The sequence below is a fragment of the Streptomyces silvisoli genome, from assembly GCF_029269905.1.
GTDB classification, from domain to species: Bacteria; Actinomycetota; Actinomycetes; order Streptomycetales; family Streptomycetaceae; genus Streptantibioticus_A; species Streptantibioticus_A silvisoli_A.
The window spans coordinates 63,435-85,167 of sequence record NZ_JARJBC010000019.1; the positions used below are offsets into that span (position 1 = coordinate 63,435).

At 69.0% G+C, this 21,733-nt stretch carries 22 protein-coding genes and 4 pseudogenes; 15 read left to right on the top strand and 11 right to left on the bottom strand.

The window, feature by feature from the left end:
• Position 1 precedes the first annotated feature (1 nt).
• Together P3G67_RS26100 and P3G67_RS26105 are read left to right on the top strand one after the other, a co-directional pair.
• Positions 2 to 1,246, top strand: coding sequence for a CaiB/BaiF CoA transferase family protein (locus tag P3G67_RS26100; RefSeq protein WP_276095690.1), 1,245 nt, complete (start codon positions 2 to 4; stop codon positions 1,244 to 1,246).
• A 102-nt stretch (positions 1,247 to 1,348) separates the two neighbouring features.
• Positions 1,349 to 3,694 carry a glycoside hydrolase family 65 protein gene (locus tag P3G67_RS26105; RefSeq protein ID WP_276095691.1) on the top strand — a complete coding sequence of 782 codons (2,346 nt, stop codon included), beginning with the start codon at positions 1,349 to 1,351 and terminating at the stop codon, positions 3,692 to 3,694.
• Between the two features lie 34 nt (positions 3,695 to 3,728).
• Here P3G67_RS26105 and P3G67_RS26110 read toward each other — a convergent pair.
• The 7 genes and pseudogenes from P3G67_RS26110 to P3G67_RS26135 form a co-directional block, all read right to left on the bottom strand.
• Positions 3,729 to 3,986: pseudogene (locus P3G67_RS26110) on the bottom strand (cytochrome P450); the annotation flags it as partial.
• 53 nt (positions 3,987 to 4,039) lie between these two features.
• Positions 4,040 to 4,501 carry a CBS domain-containing protein gene (locus tag P3G67_RS26115; protein WP_276095692.1) on the bottom strand — a complete coding sequence of 154 codons (462 nt, stop codon included), beginning with the start codon at positions 4,499 to 4,501 and terminating at the stop codon, positions 4,040 to 4,042.
• 48 nt (positions 4,502 to 4,549) lie between these two features.
• Positions 4,550 to 4,858 (bottom strand): hypothetical protein, encoded by a 309-nt coding sequence (locus tag P3G67_RS26120; protein ID WP_391858349.1) that lies wholly within the window; start codon positions 4,856 to 4,858, stop codon positions 4,550 to 4,552.
• Positions 4,858 to 4,988 (bottom strand): annotated as a pseudogene (locus tag P3G67_RS36150) (IS110 family transposase); the annotation flags it as partial. The pseudogene P3G67_RS36150 and the gene P3G67_RS26120, both read right to left, overlap by 1 nt.
• A 171-nt stretch (positions 4,989 to 5,159) precedes the next feature.
• Complete coding sequence (locus P3G67_RS26125) at positions 5,160 to 5,936, bottom strand: alpha/beta fold hydrolase (RefSeq protein WP_276095694.1); 777 nt, start codon at positions 5,934 to 5,936, stop codon at positions 5,160 to 5,162.
• Positions 5,937 to 6,042: 106 nt separating this feature from the next.
• Positions 6,043 to 6,942, bottom strand: a complete 900-nt coding sequence (locus P3G67_RS26130) for an aldo/keto reductase (protein ID WP_276095695.1) — start codon at positions 6,940 to 6,942, stop codon at positions 6,043 to 6,045.
• Positions 6,939 to 7,805 carry a helix-turn-helix domain-containing protein gene (locus P3G67_RS26135; protein ID WP_276095696.1) on the bottom strand — a complete coding sequence of 289 codons (867 nt, stop codon included), beginning with the start codon at positions 7,803 to 7,805 and terminating at the stop codon, positions 6,939 to 6,941. Before P3G67_RS26135 ends, P3G67_RS26130 begins: the two co-directional genes overlap by 4 nt.
• A 261-nt stretch (positions 7,806 to 8,066) precedes the next feature.
• Here P3G67_RS26135 and P3G67_RS36155 point away from each other — a divergent pair.
• The 5 genes and pseudogenes from P3G67_RS36155 to P3G67_RS26155 form a co-directional block, all read left to right on the top strand.
• Positions 8,067 to 8,201, top strand: a pseudogene (locus tag P3G67_RS36155) (hypothetical protein); the annotation flags it as partial.
• 35 nt (positions 8,202 to 8,236) lie between these two features.
• A pseudogene (locus tag P3G67_RS36160) lies at positions 8,237 to 8,344 on the top strand (integrase); the annotation flags it as partial.
• A 337-nt stretch (positions 8,345 to 8,681) separates the two neighbouring features.
• Positions 8,682 to 9,176 (top strand): hypothetical protein, encoded by a 495-nt coding sequence (locus P3G67_RS26150; RefSeq protein ID WP_313881319.1) that lies wholly within the window; start codon positions 8,682 to 8,684, stop codon positions 9,174 to 9,176.
• The gene (locus P3G67_RS35895) at positions 9,173 to 9,343 is read left to right on the top strand and encodes a hypothetical protein (RefSeq protein ID WP_313881321.1); all 171 of its coding nucleotides are present in this window, start codon (positions 9,173 to 9,175) and stop codon (positions 9,341 to 9,343) included. The genes P3G67_RS26150 and P3G67_RS35895 overlap by 4 nt, the downstream gene beginning before the upstream one ends.
• A complete protein-coding gene (locus P3G67_RS26155; protein ID WP_276095698.1) occupies positions 9,340 to 10,338 on the top strand; it encodes an ABC transporter permease subunit in 999 nt (332 codons plus the stop codon). Before P3G67_RS35895 ends, P3G67_RS26155 begins: the two co-directional genes overlap by 4 nt.
• 34 nt (positions 10,339 to 10,372) lie before the next feature.
• Here P3G67_RS26155 and P3G67_RS26160 read toward each other — a convergent pair whose 3' ends face one another.
• From P3G67_RS26160 to P3G67_RS26170, 3 genes are read right to left on the bottom strand one after another with little or no spacing between them, the layout of a single operon-like run.
• Complete coding sequence (locus P3G67_RS26160) at positions 10,373 to 11,488, bottom strand: hypothetical protein (protein WP_276095699.1); 1,116 nt, start codon at positions 11,486 to 11,488, stop codon at positions 10,373 to 10,375.
• A complete protein-coding gene (locus tag P3G67_RS26165) occupies positions 11,485 to 12,483 on the bottom strand; it encodes an ABC transporter ATP-binding protein (protein ID WP_276095700.1) in 999 nt (332 codons plus the stop codon). The genes P3G67_RS26160 and P3G67_RS26165 overlap by 4 nt, the downstream gene beginning before the upstream one ends.
• Positions 12,480 to 12,902, bottom strand: coding sequence for a GntR family transcriptional regulator (locus P3G67_RS26170; RefSeq protein ID WP_276095701.1), 423 nt, complete (start codon positions 12,900 to 12,902; stop codon positions 12,480 to 12,482). The genes P3G67_RS26165 and P3G67_RS26170 overlap by 4 nt, the downstream gene beginning before the upstream one ends.
• Before the next feature lie 279 nt (positions 12,903 to 13,181).
• Between P3G67_RS26170 and P3G67_RS26175 the strand changes: the two genes are divergently transcribed.
• Positions 13,182 to 13,406, top strand: coding sequence for a hypothetical protein (locus P3G67_RS26175; RefSeq protein WP_276095702.1), 225 nt, complete (start codon positions 13,182 to 13,184; stop codon positions 13,404 to 13,406).
• 49 nt (positions 13,407 to 13,455) lie between these two features.
• Entirely contained in the window at positions 13,456 to 14,121 is a 666-nt protein-coding gene (locus P3G67_RS26180) for a helix-turn-helix transcriptional regulator (protein ID WP_276095703.1), read from the top strand.
• 131 nt (positions 14,122 to 14,252) lie between these two features.
• Here the strand turns inward: P3G67_RS26180 and P3G67_RS26185 are convergent, their stop codons facing one another.
• Complete coding sequence (locus P3G67_RS26185) at positions 14,253 to 14,930, bottom strand: 4'-phosphopantetheinyl transferase family protein (protein ID WP_276095704.1); 678 nt, start codon at positions 14,928 to 14,930, stop codon at positions 14,253 to 14,255.
• 159 nt (positions 14,931 to 15,089) lie between these two features.
• Between P3G67_RS26185 and P3G67_RS26190 the strand changes: the two genes are divergently transcribed.
• Genes P3G67_RS26190 through P3G67_RS26215 form a run of 6 tightly spaced genes read left to right on the top strand, consistent with a single transcriptional unit; the run spans position 15,090 to position 21,733 of the window.
• Entirely contained in the window at positions 15,090 to 15,827 is a 738-nt protein-coding gene (locus tag P3G67_RS26190; protein WP_276095705.1) for a sugar phosphate nucleotidyltransferase, read from the top strand.
• Entirely contained in the window at positions 15,824 to 17,275 is a 1,452-nt protein-coding gene (locus P3G67_RS26195; RefSeq protein ID WP_276095706.1) for a class I adenylate-forming enzyme family protein, read from the top strand. The genes P3G67_RS26190 and P3G67_RS26195 overlap by 4 nt, the downstream gene beginning before the upstream one ends.
• 23 nt (positions 17,276 to 17,298) lie before the next feature.
• Positions 17,299 to 18,603 (top strand): nucleotide sugar dehydrogenase, encoded by a 1,305-nt coding sequence (locus P3G67_RS26200; RefSeq protein ID WP_276095707.1) that lies wholly within the window; start codon positions 17,299 to 17,301, stop codon positions 18,601 to 18,603.
• Positions 18,596 to 19,558, top strand: coding sequence for an NAD-dependent epimerase/dehydratase family protein (locus P3G67_RS26205; RefSeq protein WP_276095708.1), 963 nt, complete (start codon positions 18,596 to 18,598; stop codon positions 19,556 to 19,558). The genes P3G67_RS26200 and P3G67_RS26205 overlap by 8 nt, the downstream gene beginning before the upstream one ends.
• A complete protein-coding gene (locus tag P3G67_RS26210) occupies positions 19,555 to 20,547 on the top strand; it encodes a glycosyltransferase family 4 protein (protein WP_276095709.1) in 993 nt (330 codons plus the stop codon). Before P3G67_RS26205 ends, P3G67_RS26210 begins: the two co-directional genes overlap by 4 nt.
• Entirely contained in the window at positions 20,534 to 21,733 is a 1,200-nt protein-coding gene (locus P3G67_RS26215) for a DegT/DnrJ/EryC1/StrS family aminotransferase (protein ID WP_276095710.1), read from the top strand. The genes P3G67_RS26210 and P3G67_RS26215 overlap by 14 nt, the downstream gene beginning before the upstream one ends.

Consider the following 21,733-nt stretch of genomic DNA (forward strand, 5'->3'; position numbering starts at 1 on the left):
CATGGGGAACACGCCCTTGTTCGAGGGAGTGCACGTCGTCGATATCGCCAGCTTCATCGCCGCCCCCGCTGCGGCCACCGTCCTCGGTGACTTCGGAGCCGACGTCGTCAAGGTTGAACCACCACACGCCGGGGACACCTACCGGGCCTTCAGCCGTATGCCGCCCAATCCGAAGGTCGAAGGCAGCAATTACGCATGGCAGCTGACCAATCGCAACAAACGCAGCATCGAGCTGAACCTCAAGTGCCCACAGGCGCGAGCCGTGGTCGAGCAACTGGTGCGGTGGGCCGACGTGTTGGTGACGAACTTTCCGCCACCAACACGGGCCAAGCTGGGCCTGGAGTACGCAGATCTCGCCCCCCTCAACCCCCGGCTGATCTACGCGGACGTCACCGGCTTCGGTGAAACCGGACCGGACGCACACCTGCCCGGCTTCGACGCGACCGCGTACTGGGCACGGACCGGCCTGATGGACGTGACCCGCCAGCGTGGCGCACCTCCAGCGCTCAACGTGGCGGGCTCTGGCGACCACGCCACGTCGATCACCTTGTACGCCGGGATCGTCACGGCGCTGTACCGCCGCGAGAAGACCGGCGAGGGCGCACACGTGACCGCTTCCCTCATCGCCGAAGGCGCATGGGCGGAAGGTGTGTGGCTCCAGGCCGTGCTCGACGGCGCGGAGGACCCCCGCCCCATCGACCGCCTGAACCCGCCCAACGCGCTCGCCCACGCGTATCGCACCGCAGACGACCGCTGGCTGCTGTTGGCCTTCGTCAACGAGGACAAGCAGGTTCCCTTGTTCCTCAAAGCCATCGGCCACCCCGAGGCGGCGCAGAACCCACACTACGCCGACACCCCGAGCCGCCGCGCCCACGCGGCCGAGATCGCCGCCCTGCTGGACAAGACGTTCGCCACCCGACCCCTCGCCGACTGGCGTGCGTTGCTCGACGCCGCCGACATCACCTACGGAACGGTCCAGACGCTCGAAGAATGCGCCGAAGACCCCCAGCTCATCGCCAACCGGATCCTCGTTCCCATCGATGACGGCAGCGGCGGGGCGCACCTGACCATAGACAGTCCCGTGCGGCTGGAGCAGGAACCGAAAGTCAGCCCGCGTCCCGCCCCGGGCCTGGGCGAACACACCGAGTCCGTTCTCCGCGATCTCGGCTTCGACGCAACCGGAATCGAGAACCTGCGCCGCGCGGGAGCGATCCCGCCGCACCGCGCTGAAACGGACCACCCCTGACGAAACTCAGCCGGCCATCGCCTCGCGCCTGACAGGCATCAGCGATGCCACTTCGTGTCGAGATGGCCGCAAGGACCGGGCTCGGTTGCCGGAGGACCGAACATGATCAACCATTCCGCCTACGTGGTCGAGCCCTGGTGCCTGCGCGAGACCACTCTCCACTGGGACGTCCTGGCGCAGAGCGAATCGCTGTTCGCGTTGTCCAACGGATACATAGGATGGCGAGGCAACCTCGAGGAGGGCGAGCCGCACGGCCTGCCGGGGTGCTATCTCAACGGCGTCCACGAACTGCATCCACTGCCGTACGCGGAGGCTGGCTACGGGTACCCGGAGTCCGGGCAGACGGTCATCAACGTCACCGACGGCAAGCTCATCCGCGTCATGGTCGACGACGAGCAGTTGGACCTGCGGTACGGGCAGCTCCACGCCCACGAGCGGGTGCTCGATCTGCGAAGCGGACTGTTGCACCGGATGTGCGAGTGGACCTCGCCGACGGGCAAGACCATCCGCGTCCGCTCCACCCGTCTGATCTCCTTCACCCATCGGGCCATCGCTGCGATCGCCTACGAGGTGGAACCGCTGGACGACGAGGTACAACTCGTCGTCCAGTCCGAACTCGTCGCGAACGAGCCTGTGCCTCATCTAAGCGGCGACCCGCGGGTCGCCGCTGCACTGGAATCCCCGTTGCGGCCGGAAGAGAACGCCACCCGCGGCATGCAACTGTGCTTGGTGCACCGAACCGCCCGCAGCGGCCTGCTGATCGCCGCTGCCGCCGAACACATGGTGCAGGGACCGGCGAACACCCAGACCTTCAGCGAGAGCATCGACGATGTCGCCCGGCTCACCGTCATCAGTACCCTCAAGCCCGGCGAGACCCTCCGGCTGGAGAAGCTGGTCTCCTACGGTTGGTCGGCAACGCGCTCCCTGCCAGCCCTCCGTGATCAAGTAGACGCCGCACTCGCCGGAGCGCGCAGCGCCGGTTCGCAAGGACTGGTCCGCCAACAGCGCGAGTTCCTGGACGACTTCTGGAACCACGCGGACGTCGAGGTCGACGGCGACCCGGAGATCCAGCAGGCCGTCCGCTTCGCGCTCTTCCACGTGTTGCAGGCCGCCGCCCGGGCCGAACATCGCGCGATCCCAGCCAAGGGCCTGACCGGCTCCGGCTACGACGGGCACGCGTTCTGGGACACGGAGATCTTCGTCCTACCGATGCTCACCTTCACCTATCCACGCTGCGTCGCCGAGGCACTGCGCTGGCGCCAGCTCACCCTGCCCGCCGCGCGTGCCCGCGCCCGGCAACTCGGCCTGAAGGGCGCCGCGTTCCCGTGGCGGACCATCGACGGCGCCGAGTGCTCCGGCTACTGGCCAGCGGGAACCGCCGCCTTCCACGTCAACGCCGACATCGCAAATGCCGTGGTCCGTTACGTCTCGATCACCGGTGACGAGGAGTTCGAGCGAGCGACGGGTGTGGAGCTCCTGGTGGAGACGGCCCGGCTGTGGCTCTCCCTGGGCCACTACGACCCGCACGGCGGCTTCCACATCAACGGCGTAACCGGGCCCGACGAGTACAGTGCGCTCGCCAACGACAGCCTCTACACCAACATCCAGGCCCAGGCGAACCTACGCGCCGCCGCCGACACAGCCGAACGCCACCTGCAACAGGGGGCAGCACTTGGCGTTGACGAAGAGGAGACCAGGGTATGGCGAGATGCCGCGAACGCGATGACCCTGCCGTACAACCACGCACTGGGAGTGCACGAGCAGTCCCGGGGCTTCACCGACCTCCAGGCGTGGAACTTCGCTGACACCGGTCCCGACGACTACCCGCTGATGCAGCACTTCCCGTACTTCGACCTGTACCGCAAACAGGTGATCAAGCAAGCGGACCTGGTGCTGGCCATGTACATCTTCAGCGACGCCTTCGACGAGGAACAAAAGGCCCGTAACTTCGCCTACTACGAACCGCTGACGGTCCGTGACTCCTCCCTGTCCGCCTGCGTCCAGGCCGCCCTGGCGGCCGAGGTCGGCCATCTGCGACTGGCCTACGACTACCTGGGCGAGGCAGCGTTGATGGACCTGGCGGACCTGGAGAACAACACCCGGGACGGCCTGCACATCGCCTCGCTCGCCGGGAGCTGGATCACCCTGGTATGCGGATTCGGCGGCGTCCGCTGGCGCGCCGGCACCCTGCACTTCACCCCCCGGCTGCCTGAGAAACTCAACCGCCTCGCCTTCTCCGTGCACGTCCGGCAGCGATGCCTGCGCGTTGAGATCACCGGCTCCCACGCCTCATACACCTTGGCAGAGGGAGAACCGATCAAGATCCAGCACTACGGACAGATCGTGACCGTCTCCCGCGGCACCGTGGAAAGCCGTCCCCTCAAACCGCCGACCGCCTTGCCAGAGCCCTCCCAACCCCCAGGGCGCCGCCCTGAGCGCCCGCGCTGACACGGCACGTCACAGTGGGCGATCCGAGGCGGGGCTATCCCCTGAGGCCGTCGAAGGCGATATCGAGACGCCGGGGCCCTCGGAGAACCGCGCTTCGGCGGTACGGAGGTGGATCCTCGACCAGGCGCGGATTGTCAAGCCGGTGCACGAGTTCGGTGAGCGCGATCTGTGTCTCCAAGCGAGCAAGGGGGGCGCCGAAGCAGTAGTGCACACCGCTGCCGAAGCCCAGGTGCTGGTTGTCGGGACGCTCCGGAACGAAACGGTCGGGGTCGGCGAAGGGTGACGGCCGCCGTCATCGCGGTTCCTTTCAGATCCTTCTACTGGCAAGCCCCAAGCGCCACAGGCTCAACACCGCTGTTCAATTGGAGCCAGGGGGCCGTGATCGGCGAGGGCTCGAACAACGTCGGCGCGCGTGACAACACCGAGCATCTGTCCGTGGTGGTCGATGACCGGCAGGGCGTCACACTCATACAGAGTGAGCAGCTCCGCGATCCTGGTGATCCCCGTGTCCGGTCCCACCGTGGGCCGGTCCAGCCAGTTCACGTCGCTGACCCGGCGATGCCGTAGGGATGGGACGTCGAGAGACTCGTCCAGCAGTAGGTTCCCGTCCGACAGGACCCCGCGATGACGGCCGTACGAGTCCACTACGGCCAGGTGCCGGGTGTGGTGGAGCAAGAAGCGCTCCAACGCCTCCCACAGCGTCGCGTCGTCTCGGATGGTCGCGCTGACTGGGCCCACTAGGTCCACTGCGGTGAGCTGCGCGAGCGTCTGCGGCTGGTGGGAGTTGTTGGTCCGGTCTGCTGCCATTGATCGACCCCTTCTCCGCACACAGGTGACCATTCGCAATGGTAACGATCATTGCACGCAGAGAACGGTCCGGGCGCCGCGGTGCTCGGTGTAATCGCCGAGGACAGTGCGCAGGTGTCGTTCGCCGGTGATGAGGAGTCGGTCGGTGCATTCGGCGCGTGCTGTGCCTGTCCACCGTTCGGCGAATGCGTTCGATCGTGGGCTCTGCGGTGGGGTCGGGATGACAGTTGTGTCGTTGCAGGCGAAGACGGCGTCGAAGGTGGCGGTGAACGTGGCGTCGCGATCACGGATGAGGAACCGGAAGCACCCGGCTCTGTCTCCCAGGTCCATCAGCAGGTTTCGGGCAAGTTGGGCCACCCACTCGCCCGTGGGTTGGGCGGTGATGCCGAGGATGTGGATGCGCCGGGCCTTGGGCGAATCGGGCCCGGTCATCGCCGATTTCCGCCAGGACTCGGGCGCCTGTCAGCGAGGCGAGACCCGGAAAGCTCAAAGCGGCCACTCCCTGCTCGGGGATGTCCCCACGCCTGCTCAGTGGACCTCCTCACTTACCCGGCACAGACCGCATCGAGCCTCCCGGCCTGCCGAGAGGGTCCTGGGATGGTGGGGCCACCTGGTCCTTCGGCAGAGGGGGTTCCACCTCGGAGTGCGCGGTTCAGCGTTACTGCTCCGGGAGATGGCGGACGAAGTCCAGTAGCAGGGTGCAGAACGCAGAGGGCTGTTCCAGCGGCGCGAGGTGCCCCGCGGCGGGGATGACCACGGTTTCGCCTGCGCCCAGGTCCCGGGCCAGTCCTTCGCCACCCTCGAAGAAGTCGGGCATGTCGTGTTCACCGACACCGACCAAGGCGGGGACGGTCAGCGTGCGCAGCCCCGCCGTTCCCTCTACGAGCGGGTCCGCCGCCTGAGACGGCTCGCCGTGTGCGAGTTGTTCGGTGAGTTGGCCGCGGAGCATGCGGGCCGCGTGCGCGCGTACGTCGTCGGTCGCGCCGGCCGAGGTCCACGCTTCGACGCCGGCTGTCACGGCTGCGTCGAGGTCGCCGGCGGCGAGCGCCGTTCTTTCGGCGTTCCAGGCGGCTTGCAGACGGGGAGAGGCTGGCTGGTCGTGGGGCCGATACCCGACGAGCACCAAGCCTTCGACCCGCTCGGGCGCTGTGACGGTGGCCTGGAGTGCCACCAGGGCACCGAGGGAGTTCCCGGCTAGGACGAAGCGGTCGGCCCCGAGGTGGTCGAGGGTGTCGAGTACGTCCGTCCAGGGGGATACCTCGCGGTCGGCGGGCACGAGCGCGTCGCCGTGGCCGGGCAGGTCCAGGGCGATAGCCCGCAGGCCCGCATCGGCGAGCAGGGGAAGGTGGGCGCCCCACATGGTGCGGTCGGTGGGTCGGGCGTGCAGCAGGACGACGGGGCGGCCTCGGCCCGCTTCGTCGGAGGGCAGCAGCATGGCAAGCGTCTTTTCTTCGGTGGGGACAGGGAGGGGGAGAAGGAGGCGGGGAAACAGCCGGCTCACGGTGTGAAGGAGCAGGAGATCTGCCTTCCTGGGGCGGCTGTCACGCTGCGGCAGTCAGTTCGTCGGCCTCCGCGTCGCTCAGCCTCAGGGACGCCGCCGCCAGGTTCTCCTCAAGGTGCGCGACCTTGGAGGTCCCGGGGATGGGCAGGACGACGCCGGAGCGGGCCAGCAGCCAGGCCAGCGCCACCTGCGACGGGCCGGCGTGGTGGGCGGTCGCGATCCGGTCGACCGGGCCGCCGGGGCGGGCCAGCTCGCCCGCGGCTACCGGTGCCCAGGGAATGAAGCCGATGCCGTGGCGGGTGCAGTACTCCAGGACGTCAGCGGAGCTGCGGTCGGTGAGGTTGTAGCGGTTCTGCACGGTGGCTATTTCCACGATCGTGCGGGCCTGCTGGATCTGGTCGACAGTGACCTGGGACAGTCCGATCGCGACGATCTTGCCCTCGTCCTGGAGCCTCTTCAGTTCGCCGACCTGGTCCTCCAACGGGACCTTCGGATCGATGCGGTGCAACTGGAACAGGTCGATGTGATCCACGCCGAGTCGGCGCAGACTCATCAGGGCCTGCTGGCGCAGGTATTCGGGGCGGCCCACCGGCGGCCACGCGGCTGGACCGAGGCGCACCAGTCCCTCGTCGGTTCTGATCACGTCGGGTCCGTTGCGGGTCAGCCCGGCCTTGGTCGCGATCAGCACGTCGTCGCGGTAGGGATGGATCGCCTCCCGGATGATCTCCTCGCTCACATACGGGCCGTAGGAGTCCGCGGTGTCGATCAGCTGTACGCCGAGTTCGACGGCGCGGCGCACCACACGCACGCACTCCTGACGGTCGTCGGGCTCACCCCACACCCCGAGTCCGGTCAGGCGCATGGCGCCGAAACCGAGACGGGCGACCTTCTTGCCCGCGATCTCGAAGGTGCCGGCGGCGTCGGAGAGCGACGCAGTCATGATCGGGGTTCTCCTTCTTCTGCGGGCGTGGCGTGGTCCGTCAGGACCACTTCCTGCTCGGACAGCTGGCCGAGCAGGACCAGGGCGTCGGCGCTGGCGCTGCCGGGTTCCGCGCTGTACACGGACAGGTGCTGTCCGGGGGCGCTGGTGACGGCGAGTGCCTCGAAGTGCAGACGCATCTCACCCACCTGTGGGTGCCGCAAGTGCTTGTCTTCGTGCGTACGGGGACGGACCTCGTAGTGCGCCCACAGGCCCGCGAACGCGGGGCTGCGCATGCTCAGTTCGCCGACGACCCGCTCGATCCGCTCGTCCTGCGGGAACTGCGAGGAGGACGCCCGCAGGTTGCCCACCGCGATCCGCGCGGCGTGGTCCCAGTCGGCGTAGAACTCGCGCGCGAAGGGATCGAGGAAGATCATTCGCAGCAGGTTGTCGTACCGGGCGAAACCTCCGTACAGCTCCCGCGCCATCGCGTTGGCCGCCAGCACGTCCTGCGCCGCCCCGACCACGAAGGCCGGCACTTCACGCATGCCGTCCATCAGCCGCAGCAACTGCGGAGCGACGCTGGTCGTGGCAGCCGCCGTCTCGAAGACGGACAGGCCCAACCGGAAGAGATGGGTGGCCGCCGCGTCGCTCAGCCGCAGGGCCCCGGCGATCGCCCGCAGCACCTGCTCGGACGGGTGCCGCTCACGGCCCTGCTCCAGCCGGATGTAGTAGTCCGTGCTCATCCCGGCCAGCAGCGCCACTTCATCCCGCCGCAGCCCCGGCACCCGCCGCGACCCGTCGTCGGGCAGGCCGACATCGGCTGGCGCGACCGCCGCCCGGCGGGCTCGCAGGTAGTCGCCGAGTTCGTTCACGCTTTCCATGACAGCCACGCTAATCGCGGACGGACGCCGGGGCGTGGGTGCGCTGCACCCATCCGAACATGACAGCCGAGCACGCATCCACGGATAGCCGCAGCACACCCTCCCACGCCCGCGGCCCGCGCTCGTAGCGTCGGTGCTGTCTCCAGTCACCGCGCTGCCGACGCACTCCGATGTCGTCTCTGCCGTCCTCATCCCGGGCACGTCAAGGAAGCCGTCACGGCAGCGTGACAGCTTCCTCGACCTCGGAACCGGAGTTCCTTCATGCCCGGAGCATTCGCCAGCGCTGTCGTCCCGGCCCAGGTCGCCAAGGTGTGGTGCGTGGTCCGCGACTTCGGTGGCCTGGCCATCTGGCAGCCGGCCGTCGCCGATTGTGTCCTGTCGGACGTACAAGCACCCGACCGTGTCGGTTGCGTCCGCACTCTGTCCATGGCCGGTTCCTCATCCGCGACCGCGACGCGAAGTTCACCGCCGCCTTCGGCGCCGTCTTCGCTGGCAACGACACAACCGTCATCCCGACCCCGCCGCAAAGCCCTCGGTTTCCGAACGGCATAGGGCCAGGGCGAGCATGGCTTGACGGCCAACCGGCAGTCTGCGCCAGCGTGTTCCGATCTCGCGGTGCCGGGCACGGAGCTGCCCGGTCAGGTACGCAGGGTGCGGCTGGACAGATCGATCGACGACGGGTGGACAAGCACCGAAGCTCCGGGCCGACAGGGGTGATCTTGGTCGAGAACCCATCTGCCAGGAGCTTTGTCCGTTGCGCAGCCGTCCAACTTGCCCACGAAAACCCCAGGTTGAAAGAACCTCCCTATTGCACTAATGAAGCAGTTGAATGGGGGTGGCGGACATGACCTCGGGGAAAGAGGAGCACAGTGAGCGATGGAACGGGTCGCCAGGGGCCTGCCGGCCGGACCTGCGGGCTGGTCGGCCTCAACGGGGCTGGGAGGACAACGTTGCTGGAGACTCACGACCAACCTGCTGGAGCCGACCGTCGGTGCGGTTCGGGTCTCAGGCGCGGCGCCCGAGTCGGCGGCGGCCGACCGCCGCACCACTTTCCTCAACCAGGGAAAGCCGCACTTCCGCCGCTTCACCGTGGAGGAGACGCTGCGCCTCGGCCGCGAGTTGACCCCGGGCTGGGACCAGCGGGCCGCCGAGGAGTTCGTCCGGGCGGGCAACGTGCTGTTCAACGCGAAGGTCGGCGCCCTGTCAGGGGGCAGCGTACCCGGGTCGCCTTCGCGGTCGCCTTCGGCAAGCGCCCGGGCCTGCTCCTGCTGGACGAATCTCTACTCACCGGCCTTCGGACCGACGAAGGCATCCTCGCCGAGCTCGGTCGTCATGCCGCCGTCGAAGGGCGCACCAGCGCACGGCAGTTGACCGCAGTCGTGCATCGTGAAGGGCCGATCGGCGGTGACTGGCAGACGGGCACACCCAACCTGAAGGAGCCGGTCCTCGCATATCTGCGCTCCGCGGAGGCGCCGACCCTGTTGACCTGGAGCGCCCGGGTCGCCGACCCGAGCGGCGCAAGGGTGGTGGCGGCATGACCATCCGGACCGGCAGCACGACAACCGCTTCCCTCCGGGCGGCCCGTGGCCTGCGACTGCGGGGCGTGACCTGGCTCATCTGGCGTCAGCACCGGGCGACGTTCTGGACGATGATCGCCGCCACCGCTGCGGGCGTCGCCTGGATCGCTTTCCAACGAGCCCGGATGATGGAGTACCTCGACCTGTACAGCTGGCCTCATCCGAAGTCGGACGACTGGATCCAGGGCTTCACACCGCACATCCAGTCGTTGCACCAGAGCGGCTACGCCGTCGCTCTCGTCCCCGGCCTGCTTGGCGTCTTCGTGGGTGCGCCGCTGCTCGCGGGCGACCTGGAGAACGGCACGGTGAAGCTCGTCACCTCTCAGTCCGTGAGCCGTGTCCGCTGGCTCTCCGCCAAACTCGGCATCACCCTTTGCGTGGTGGTGGTCTGCACCATGGTCCTCTCCCTTGCGTTCGGCTGGTGGTGTGGACCGGTCAAGGCGACCCCGGTCCTATCGTGGGCCGACGATCCGGTGATTGACAGCACCGGCCCGATGCCCACTTCGCTGACGCTGTTCACCGTGGTCGCGGGCGTCGCGATCGGCATGCTGCTGCGTCGGGTGCTGATGGCCATGGTGGTTACCTTCGGCCTCGCCGTCGTCGTGCAATTCCTGTGGGGCTACTTCCGGCTCAGCCTCGGCACTGTGGCCACGGTGACCACTCACGACGGCGTTGCAGCGCCCACCCTGCGGCTGCCGCCCGGGGCGTACCTGACCGACCAGTCCTTCCTGACCAGCTCGGGCAGGACCATAGGTTGGAGCACCTGTACTTCCGAACCGCCAGGCAAGGCCCACGCCGCCTGCCTGGCCAAGGACCACGTCGTCGGCTGGTCAGTGGAATACCTCCCGCTCTCACGGATGTTCACGGTGCAGTGGTCCGGGGCGGCGGTACTGCTGGCGATGGCCTGCGCCGTCATGGCGTTCGTCCTCCTGCGCAGCCGCCAACGGCTCGTCTGACTGTGGCGCCGACCCACGGGCCGGAGCCCGGCCGTCAGGGCACGCGGCGGATCCAGACGAAGCAGAACGCGGTGAGCAGCATCGTCAGGACCAGGCACATCGCGGTTTCCGTGACCATCATGGGCCAGTTGGCAGCGGCAGAGTGGATGTCGGCGTAGGCCCGGACGACCTCGTGCTGGTGGGCCAGGCACAACGGCTCGTTCGATGGGCAGGACAGCTGGTCGCTGCCGCTCGTGCTGTTCATGTCGGTCGGTTGCGGGATACGTAGTCCGCCCGCGGTCAGGAAGCCGTTGTCCACCAAGGTGGCGTCGGGGGGCAGCGCCGGGGCGAGGAGTGCGGACAGTCCGGTCGGTGACTCCGGGCCGACCGCTACGAGATGTACCGGCGCGCTGATCGTCTCCGGCCGCACGAACGCCAACCGTAGCCGGTCGATCAGCACCCGCAAGCCGCTCATGACGACCGCGGTCACCGCGATGGAAGTCACCGTCCGCCGCACGAGCAGGCCGATGGCCGCGCCCAGCGCGACCCCGAGTAGACAGAAGCCCACCACGACTGGTCCGGAGGTCGATCGGGACATCCCCGTGTACCAGTGGTAGTAGGCCGGGAACCGGCCGAGGACGGTGTTCACCCACCAGGTAGAGACCACCGCCAGGATGGTGGCGCCTACCAGGGTGACGGCGAACAGCACGCCCAGCCGCCCGGCCAGCCAGCGAGTGCGGGAGATCGACTGACTCCATGCAAACTGGTATGTGCCACTTTCGAGTTCCTTCGCCAGCAGGGGCGCCCCGCAGAAGAGCCCCAGCGCGGGCGGTAGCGCTATCAGCACGAGACCGGTGCTCTCCACGGTGCTGCCGTAGGCGTCGTCCAAAGCCGAGACCGCAGCCGAAGTCCCTTCGCAACGCCAGGGCTCGTAGCCGATGGTGCAGCCCTGAAGGTGGTGTGCGGTCACGTAGGAGCTGACCTCGTGGCCCTGATAGGTCAGCCAGCCGCAGACCACGGTGAGCGTCGCCAGGGTTGCACCGAAGACCGTCCGGCCCTGGCGAGCGCTCACCCAGACCACGCCCGACAGCCGGGCGCCGCAGCCGCGCCAGAGCCGCCGCGCCCAACCGCCGAATCCGCCGCCGGACGAGCTCAGTGCACTGAGGCTCACCGACCCCTCCTCGCTGTGTCGCGGATGGTGGCCGCGCGTGCACTTGCGGTGATTAAAGGGGGCGCCTCGGGTGAGCGCAGGTAGGACATGAGGACGTCCTCCAGGGATGGCGCCGCCACCTCCCACCCGTCGGCGACCCCGACCAGCGGGCGCACCAGGGCGGTCAGCTGTCGCCCTGACCGCCGCACCTCCACCGCGTCGTGCAGTTCCGGCTCAGGCAGCGGATCCTCGGCGTCGTGTGTCCCCACCAGCAGCCGGTGACGGTCGAGTATCTCGTCCACCTCACCGGCCAGCAGCGTCCTGCCCGCGCCGAGGAGGAGCACGAAGTCGCAGATGCCTTCCAGTTCACGCAGCACATGAGAGGAGATGAGCACGGTGGTGCCGTGTTCGGCGGCCTCGGCCATCAGGGCACCGGTGAGCTGACGCCGGGAGACAGGGTCGACGTCGGACATCGGCTCGTCGAGCAGCAGCAGTTCCGGTTGCTTGGCCAGAGCCAGCGCGAGCGCGACCCGGGTGCGCTGGCCGCCGGACAGGGAGCCGACGCGTGCGGTCAGGGGTAAGTCGCCCTGACGCACCACGTGCTCGGCGGTCGACTGGCGCCATCCCGGGTTGAGTTCCCGGCCCAGCCGCAGGGTCTCTGCGACGGTGAGACGCGGGTAGAGCGGCTTGTCCTGCGCCAGGTAGGCGACGCGCCGACGCGACGACGGGGTGCCGGGAGGCTCACCAAGGACCGTGATGCTTCCGCTTGTCGGCCGGATCAGACCCGCCGCCAGCGCCATGAGCGTGCTCTTGCCCGCGCCGTTGGGTCCCACGAGGCCGCAGATGCGCCCCGTGGGTATCCGGAACGAGCAGTCCCACAGCGCGCGACGGCGACGGTACAACCTGCCCAGCCCGATGGCTTCCAGGGCCGGGACGCCGTCGTACGAGGTAAGCGGCGTCGGCGTCCCGGGCGGGTGACCGAACGAGTCCTCGGCGGCGTGGGACGCCTCGCTCATCCAGCGTCCCCCGCCCGGTGTCCCGCCGCGGTGGCGGGCGTGACGGGGAACCAGCTGTCCAGCGCGGAGGCGATGAGCGCTGCCGCGTCCTCCCGGTCGAGCCCTGCCGCACGTGCTCGCCGCATCCAGTCCGTCAGTTCGGCGTGCAGGGCCGAGTCCGCGGTCGCCTGCGGCTTGCCGAGCGATTGCCGCACGAACGTGCCGACCCCGCGGCGGCTCTCCACCAGTCCTTCGCGTTCGAGCTCGCGGTACGCCTTCAGCACGGTGTTGGGGTTGACGGCGGTTGCCTCGACCACCTCGCGGGCGGTGGGGAGCTGTTCCCCGGGGTGCAGGAATCCCAGCCGCAGCGCCCGCTTCGTCTGCTCGACGATCTGCAGATAGGTGGCGACTCCGCTGTGCCGGTCGATGAGGTACTCCATCACGCCCCTTTCGTCTGCTCTGCCCGCCCATTTTCCCTAGTCATCTAGTGAACTCTAGTCCGCTGTCGCGTCCGTAGGTCCGGCGCCGCTTGACAACATCAGCAGGGCCATGGCCACTATTCAACTAGATACCTAGTGGAAGTGGGGAAGTGGTGGGCGATCTGATCGGATATGGGGGCGCACTCGGCGCCCCAGCTCGGCTCCTCGACCGGAGCCCGGACGTGGGCACGGCCGCCCTGACCAACCGGCTCGCTCCACTGTTGACCGATCGCGTCCGCGGTGAGTCTGGTCTGCCAGGGATCCGGCGTCGCGGGAACCTCTCCGGCCAACCTGCCCCGGCAACTGCCCGCCTGGGTCGTCGTCGAGCGCAGGGACCCGACCATCAAGTCGCCGTGCGTCAAGGGCGAGACCTCGCGCATGCTCGCCGCCTACCGCGACTTCGGCTATCGGACCGTCTCCGAGGAGAACGGAATCGTCATGTCGCGCAAGCCTGCGTCGCGGTGAAAGCCAAGTTCTTCGATCCGGCCCGAACACACCAGTAGGACCAAAGGACATGAATGTGCAAAGCTCCAGTCACCTCAAGGCAGCCGTACAGCTCGACGTTGCCATTCTCGTGGAGACTGAGGTGTTGTTGCGGGGGCTCACCTCACTGCTGACGCAAATCTCACGCGTAACCATCGTGGGTCAACGCGAGTTGCCCTCCGTGTGGCCGGAGCGTGACCATGACCCCGCGCGCCTGATAATCGCCACACTGCCCGAGTGGAAACGCATTGCGGCCAACGACTTGACGTGCGGAGGCAGTCGGCCGCTCGTTTTGCTCATCGGAGAGGACATCCACAGCAGGGACATATCGCTCCCCGGCGACCTGCCCTGCGACGGCGTCATTTCGCTGGCTGAGACCACCGTGCCCACACTGGACGACACGTTGCGGCGTGCCGTTCTGGGCGAGATGCCCATGCCCGCCGGTCTGGCCCGCGAACTGCTGGCGGCGAGTCGAGGGAAACTGCGCCAGTGCAACGGGCATTCCGTCGCGTTCACGAGCAGGGAGAAGGAGACCCTCAGCCTGCTGGCCCAGGGCTACAGCAACAAGCAGATCGCCAAGTCGCTAGGGATCTCCGCGCACGGAGTGAAGCGATTGGTGGGGGCCATACTGCTCAAGTTGGGTGCGCCCAACCGCACCACGGCAGTGATCATGGCGATGAACGAGGGCCTGGTGTGAGCGCGTCCCGGCGCGTACTCGGTCGCTGGAAGAGCGCACGCGGCCGCCGTCACCTGGGCCCGCTCGACGGCGGTCGGCTGTGCGTGCGGCCGGGTGTTTGGAGGGTTCCGCAAGGACGCCGAAAGGTGCGGTTATCCGAAGGACCACCGGCGTAGGCCGACCGTGAAGCCACCGGGTCCGCAGAGCGCGACGGCGCTGCCGTAGCCGGGGGCGACGGAGAGGTCCCGCACCCGCCAACCCGCTCCCTGCGGACCGGAGACCAGCAGGGGTGCCTCGCCCAGGGTGGGGAGTCGGATGCCGTGCGGCAGGAGGTTGGCACCGGCGGCCTTCACACACGCTTCCTTACGCGTGAACAGGCGCACGAAGAGCCGGGCGCGGGCAGCCGGGGGCGCCGCCCTGACGGCGGCCGCCTCTGCGGCGGGGAAGAGCCGGACCGGGGGCTTGAGGTCCCATCGGCCGGTGATCCGCTCGATGTCCACGCCGACCTCGCGATCGGCGACCGCCAGCAGCGCCAGGCCGCCCGAATGGCTCAGGCTGACGTGCCGCCTGTCCGCCAGGCCGGCCAACTCGGGTTTGCCGCGCGGCCCGAAGCGCCAACGCACCTGCTCGGGTGGGACGTTCAACAGGTCGGCGAGTATCAGCCGGGCTGCGGCGTGAGTCATCGTGTACCGGCTGCGGCTCACCGGGTCGAGCAGCCGCTCGCACCGTGCTCGTTCCCTGTCATCCAGCAGAGCCGTGAGCCGGGGGAAGGCAGCCGCTGCCGGACGCAGGGCGATGGTCCAGATTTCGACATGGTCGGCAGCCGTCATTTCGGCCACGTTAGATCCCCGCCCGAGCATGGGCAATCGACCGGTTCGGCCCTGGCAATTTGTCCAGGCCGTTCGATCGAACTCCTGGTGGTTGGATGCCGGGAAGCGACGGCGTGAGATTGATCCCGAAGATCAGCAGGCCCACCGGATCGGAGGGACATGCACGCGATTGTCATCGCTGGCGGCAAGGGCACCCGGCTGGGGGCCCTGACCGCCAACACCCCCAAAGCTCTGATGCGGTTTGGCGATCGCCCGTTGTTGGAGATCAATCTCCTGCAACTGCGTCAGGCGGGTGCCACTCGGGTCACCCTCTGCGTTTCACACCTCGGCCATGCGATCGAGCGTGAAATCACCAACGGTGAGCAGTTCGGGCTGCGTGTCGACTACTGCCGTGACCCAGGTCTGTTGGGCACGGCGGGTCCGCTGCGCCTCGTGCCCGACTGGAGCGTGCCGGCGCTCGTCGTGAACTGCGACATCCTCACCTCGCTGGACTTCGCTCGCCTTTACCGGACGCACCGGGAGAGCGACCGGACGCTCACGATCGCCACCAAGCGCCGTGAAATCGCCGTGCCCTTCGGCGTGCTGGACGTGGCGGACCAGGGCACCGTACGGGCCATCCGCGAGAAGCCGACCCTGTCGTTCGATGTCTCCGCCGGCATCTACGTGGTGAATCCAGAGGTGCACTCGTCGATCCCCGCCGACGAACCGGCCGATATGCCATCGCTTATACGGGCCCTCCTCGAGCGGGGCAGCTCCGTAGGCACGTACCCGTTCACCGAACGGTGGCACGACATCGGCACGCCGGACAGCTACCAGGCCGCACGGAACGAGTACCTCGCGGATCCCCACGCCTTTCTCGCGCCGGAACCCGTCGGCATCACGGGCGAAGGGACATGAACGACCTGCTGGTCGCCATGGAGCGGCATGCGGCGGAACGACCGGACGCGGTGGCCGTGCGCGCTTTCTCCCGGGGGGCGTGGACCGACACCTCCTGGCGTCAGCTCGTCACCCTGGTGCAGAAGGCGGCGAGCGGCGTGCGGTTGCCGCGGGAGCATGCTCGTGTCCTCCTCGTCCTGGACAACTCCGCCCACGCCGTCGCGGTACTACTCGGACTGCTCCGCGCCGGCGCGGACGTGATCTGCGTTGAGCGGGACAACTCGCACCTGGGCGACCCCCGTTCGGTCCTGCGACAGGTGGACGTGGGCGCGCTGATCATGTGTGACGATGCCGGTCACCCCACGGGCAGCGCGTCCGCGGACCTGCCGTTCGCCCGGTACAGCTACGCCGATCTGCTGTCGGGCCCGCAGGAGGAGACGTCCAGGCCCGCCACCGCGGGCACGGCGACCGTCCACCAGTTGACCTCCGGGTCCACGGGCGAGCCGCGCATCGTGCGCCACACAGCCGCGTCGATCGGCCGGGGCGGCGCCATCTACCAAGAGATCTTCGACTACCAGCCGGTCGACCGGATCCTCCTGACGGTGCCTCAGGCGCACTCCTTCGGCATGGTCGGGGGAGTCGTGGCCGGTTTGCTGTCCGGCGCGGGCATCGTCCTGCTCGACACGTTCAGCCTCACCGCGGTCCACAGTGCCCTCGCGGACGGCGTCACCGTGATGCTCGGCACGCCCCTGGTCTACCGGCTCCTGGCCGCCGCGCCGCCGCCCCCGGACCACCAGTTACGACTTGCGCTTTCCTCCGGCGGCCCGCTGTCCGCGGACCTTGCCGACGCGGCCGAGCGGACCCTCGGGCTGCGGGTCAGCCAGGTGTACGGAAGCACCGAGACCGGCATCATCGCCTTCCAGCCACCCCGGGCCGAGCCGTGGCCCGCACAGGCCGTCGGCATCGCCGCCCCCGGTGTCACCTGGCAGGCCCGCCCGGAGGGGCTGGTGGTCACGACCTCGACAATGTTCACCGGCTACCTCGAACCCGGTGGTGTGACACCGTCCGGCGCGGCCGACGGCTACGCCATCGGTGACCTGGCGCGGATCGACGAAGGCGTCCTGTACCTGACGGGGCGTAAGGACACGTTCATCAACGTCGGTGGCCGCAAGGTCAACCCGGCGCGCGTAGGGCGCATCGTGCTCGCGCATCCGGCGGTGCGGGACGTACACGTGTTCGCGCTGGACAGTCCTTCCGGTGAGCAGGAGGTACACGCCGCCGTTGTGGCCCCGGCCGAAGACGCCGCGCGGATTACCGCCCACTGCCGGGACAGGCTCGCCCGCTACGAGGTGCCGCGGGTGCACTTCGTGACCCGGCTGCCCCGCTCGGCACTGGGCAAGGTCGACCTCTCCCGGCTGCTCGCGGAACTGCCATCCGCTGCTCCATCCCGTTTGCCTGAGACGCCCTGAGAACTAGGAAAGCGAGGACCACCGTGGTCACCGAACGACACACGGATGACGGTTATACCGCGGTCATCGGTCTGGGATACGTGGGGCTGCCGCTGGCGGCCGCCCTTGCCACCGCCGGCTCCCGGGTGGTCGGCATCGACAACGACCCCACGGTACGGGCCGCGATCCAGGCCGGCGCCCCCCTCTTCCGGGAACCGGGGCTGCCCGAGCTCCTGGCCGACACCGTCGACCGGTTCAGCGTGGTCGACGCGCTGCCCGACGCGCGGCCCGGAGCGGTGATCGTGTGTGTCGGCACCCCGCCCGAGCCGAAGACCCACCAGGCCAACCTGGCCCATCTGCGGGCCGCCGTCGACATGTTCGCGCATCTCGTCGACGAGAACTGTCCGGTGATCATCCGCAGCACGGTGCCCGTCGGCACGTGCCGCGACGTCGTACTGCCCCGGCTCACCGCGCACCAGCCCGCGCCGCTGCTCGCCTTCTGCCCCGAACGCACCATCCAGGGCACCGCGCTGGCCGAGATACGTTCCCTACCGCAGATCATCGGCGGTCTCGACGAGCGCTCCACGGCCGCCGCCCGCCAACTGCTCGCCCCAGTCATGCCGGACCAGATCACGGTCTCCAGCATGGAAGCCGCCGAGATGGCCAAGCTGGTGTGCAACGCGCACACCGACGTGATCTACGGCTTCGGCAACGAGGTCGCCATGATCGCAGAGGGGCTCGGGCTGGACGCGAACGAGGTGATCGCCTCCGCCAACCTCCGCTATCCCCGTCCGGACATCTCCCGGCCGGGGTTCGTCGGTGGCAGCTGCCTGGTGAAGGACCCTTACATGCTGCTTGCGGCAGCCCGCCGGGCCGGGCACCAGGCCGACATGGTGGCCTCGGCCCGCGCGCTGAACGAACGCGTTCCCGAGCACGCCGTGCACCGGGTTCTCAGGGCGCTGGCCGCGCGCGGGCGCGACCTCGCCGAGGCCACCGTCATGATCTGCGGCATCGCCTACAAAGGCACACCCGAGACCGACGACGTCCGCGGCTCAGCCGCGACACCGACCCAGGCGATCCTCGCCGGCCGAGTCGCCCGCCTGATCGGGCACGACTTCGTGGTCGGCGACGACCGGATCGCCGCCATGGGCTTCGAGCCGTCCGAACTCGCAGACGGCCTCAGCAAGGCGGACGCCGTGCTGCTCCTGTCGGACCATCCCGGCTACGACAGACCCGATGTGGCCGGACTGCTGGCCTCGTCCCCCGTCGTGTTCGACATGTGGGGCATGTGGCAGCACTCGCTAGCCAGCACCGCCGGCGTCGAGTACTTGAGGTTGGGCCGTGGCTGAGCACGCACTCATCACTGGCGGAGCCGGCTTCATCGGCGCGCATCTCGCCCGCAGGCTGCTGGAAGAGGGCGTCGAGGTCACGCTGCTCGACGACTTCTCGCGCGGCAGGCAGGACGAGACCCTGGCGCGGCTCGCGCGGCGGGCCACGCTCGTTCGCCACGACCTGACGCAGCCGATCCCACCTGGGCTGCTTCCCCGGCACGTGGACACCGTCTACCACCTCGCGGCGGTGGTCGGCGTGCAGCGCACCGCCGACAGCCCGCAGCGGGTGCTGCGCACCAACGTGCTGGCTGCCAGCAACCTCCTCGACTGGTGCGACAAGGCCGGTCCCGACACTGTCTTCCTCAGCTCCACCAGCGAGTTCGCGGACGGCGCCGCGCAGTCGGGCCTGGCGCCATTCCCCACCCCCGAGGACGTTCCCTTCGTACTGGCCCAGCCGCGTTCGACGCGTGCCAGCTACGCGCTGAGCAAGGCGGTCGCCGAGAGCATGTTGTGGTACAGGGCGGGGCAGACACGGGTGCGGATCGGCCGCTACTTCAACGTGTACGGCCCCCGTATGGGCCACTCGCACGTGATCCCCCAGTTCATCGGGCGGATTCAGCAAGGTGAGGACCCCTTCCGCATCTACGGCGCCTACCAGTCCCGTGCCTTCTGCCATGTCGACGACGCGGTGGCGGCCACCCGGGCGCTGACCCGGTTGCCCGGTGACGAGCCGGTGGTCGCCAACATCGGCGACAACACCCGCGAAATCCAGATCGTCGACCTCGCCCGGCTGCTGTTCGAACTCGCGGGTGTCTCCCCGCAGGTGGAGATCCTCGATTCGCCCAGCGGCTCCCCCGAGCGCCGGCTCCCGGACGTCGCCGTGTTGCACGGCGCCCTCGGCAGGCGTGAGACCGTGCCGCTGGAACAGGGGCTGCGGGAGATGCTGGACTGGTACCGGGCGGAGTCCCGGTGAGCCGCATCGCCACCGTCTCGCACCGTTGTGGCCCTGGACGAACCTGCGGCTCGGAGACCATGGCGGTGCGCACCGCCGAGGCGTTGACCGCAGCCGGCCACGAGGTGTTCCTCGTGGAGACCTCGGCCGACTGGCCCGCCACACCGCCGGACGTGGTCCACGCCTACGACCTCGCCACGCCCGAACCGGTCGTGATGGCCCACCGGTACGCGACCGACACGGGCACACCGTTCCTGCTCACCCCCGCATCCACGCCCCAGCTCTGGCCTGACGCGGCGGTGGGCGCGATGCTCTGCCGCGCCGCCGACCGCGTCTTCGCGCTGACCGACCACGAAGCGGCCATGCTGCGCGACCGCGGCGTCGAGCCCGACCGCCTCCGTCTGATTCCGCAGGCCCCTGACCTGGTCGGCGTCGCCGACCCCGCGGGCTTCCGCGAACGTCACGGCATCACGGGGGACATGGCGCTGTTCCTGGGCCGCCGGATACCCACCAAGGGATACGACGTGCTGCGCGACGCCGCGACGGCGGTCTGGCGCGAGCACCCGGACACGACCTTCGTGGTGGCCGGGCCCCAGGGGGACGCCCCGCCGTGGGACCATCCGAACGTTTGCGACCTCGGTCTGGTCGACGGCCAGACCAAGCACGACGCCCTCGCTGCCGCGTCCGTGGTGTGCCTGCCGACCAGCGCGGACGTGTTCCCGCTGGTGTTCGTCGAGGCGTGGGCATGCGGGCGCCCAGTGGTCAGCGGTGCCTTCCCGGGCGCGCACGGGGTCGTCCGGGACGGGGTCGACGGCCTGATCGTCGACCCCGAGCCGACCGCGGTAGCGGCCGCGCTGATCCGGTTGTTCACCGACTCGCGGTCGCGGGAGCGGCTCGGCGCGGCGGGCCTGCGGCGCGTGCACACCGAGATGACCTGGTCCCGCGTTGCCGATGTGATCACGCATGCGATCCCACGCACACCGGAGGCGATGTTCCATGGCACCCGATGACACCAGACGCGACGTGGCGTTCGCGGACAACACGATCGGCGAGGAGGAGGCCGCCGCCGTGTCCGCCGTCCTCCGGTCCGGGTGGCTGTCCGCGGACCGCGAAGTCCGTGCGTTCGAGGAGGAGTTCGCCGCGGCCGCGGGATCGGCGGACGCCGTATTCGTCAGCAGCGGCACGGCCGCGCTGCACCTGGCCGTCCTGGCGCTGGACCTGCGGTCCGGCGACGAGGTGATCATGCCCTCCCTCAGCTTCGTCTCGGCTGCGGCGGTCTGCGCGCTGCACGGCGTCGTTCCGGTGTTCGCCGACATCGAGTCAGTGGCGGACCTGACCGTCTCCGTATCCGATGTCGAACGGCTCATCACCCCTCGGACCAGGGCCATCGTCGTGATGCACTACGGCGGTCATCCGGCGCACATCGAGGAGTTCGTGGCCCTGGCACGGCGGCACGGTCTGCGCGTCATCGAGGACGCCGCGCACGCCCCGCTGGTCTCCCGGCCCGGCGGCATGCTCGGCACCATCGGCGACATCGGGTGCTTCAGTTTCTTCGCGACCAAGAACATGACCACTGGCGAGGGAGGAATGGTCCTCGCCAAGCAGCCCGCGGTACTCGCCCGGGTACGGAGCATGCGCTCGCACTGCATCGACGGCTCGTCCCGAAGCCGAACGGCGTCCGGCTCGGCCGGCTACGACATCGCCTCGGCCGGCCTCAACTACCGCCCCACCGAACTGGCCGCGGCCATCGGCCGGGTCCAACTCGCCAAGCTCGACAAGGATCGGGCACGGCGCCGCGACCTCGTGTCGACCTATCACCGCGCCCTCGTCGGCATCGCGGAGCTCGAAGTGCCGTTCGCCAGCCGCGCGGACGACTCCGCGGCCCACCACCTGCTCCCGGTCCTGCTGCCACGCGGCCACCACCGGGACCGGGTCAGAAACCGGCTGCGCTCGGTCGGCGTGCCGACCTCCGTGCACTACCCGCCGACGCACCTGATGACGTACTACCGCCACGGCGCGCCCGAGGCGCACGGCCTGCGCGAGGCCACGGTCGGGCTGGAACACCTGCCGCACACAGAGGCCGTTGCGGACCGCCTGCTCTCCCTGCCGCTGCACGCCAAGCTCGATACGTCGGACGCCGGGTACGTGGCGGACCGGCTCGCCGAGGCCCTCGCGGCGGAAGAGGCCGGCGCATGA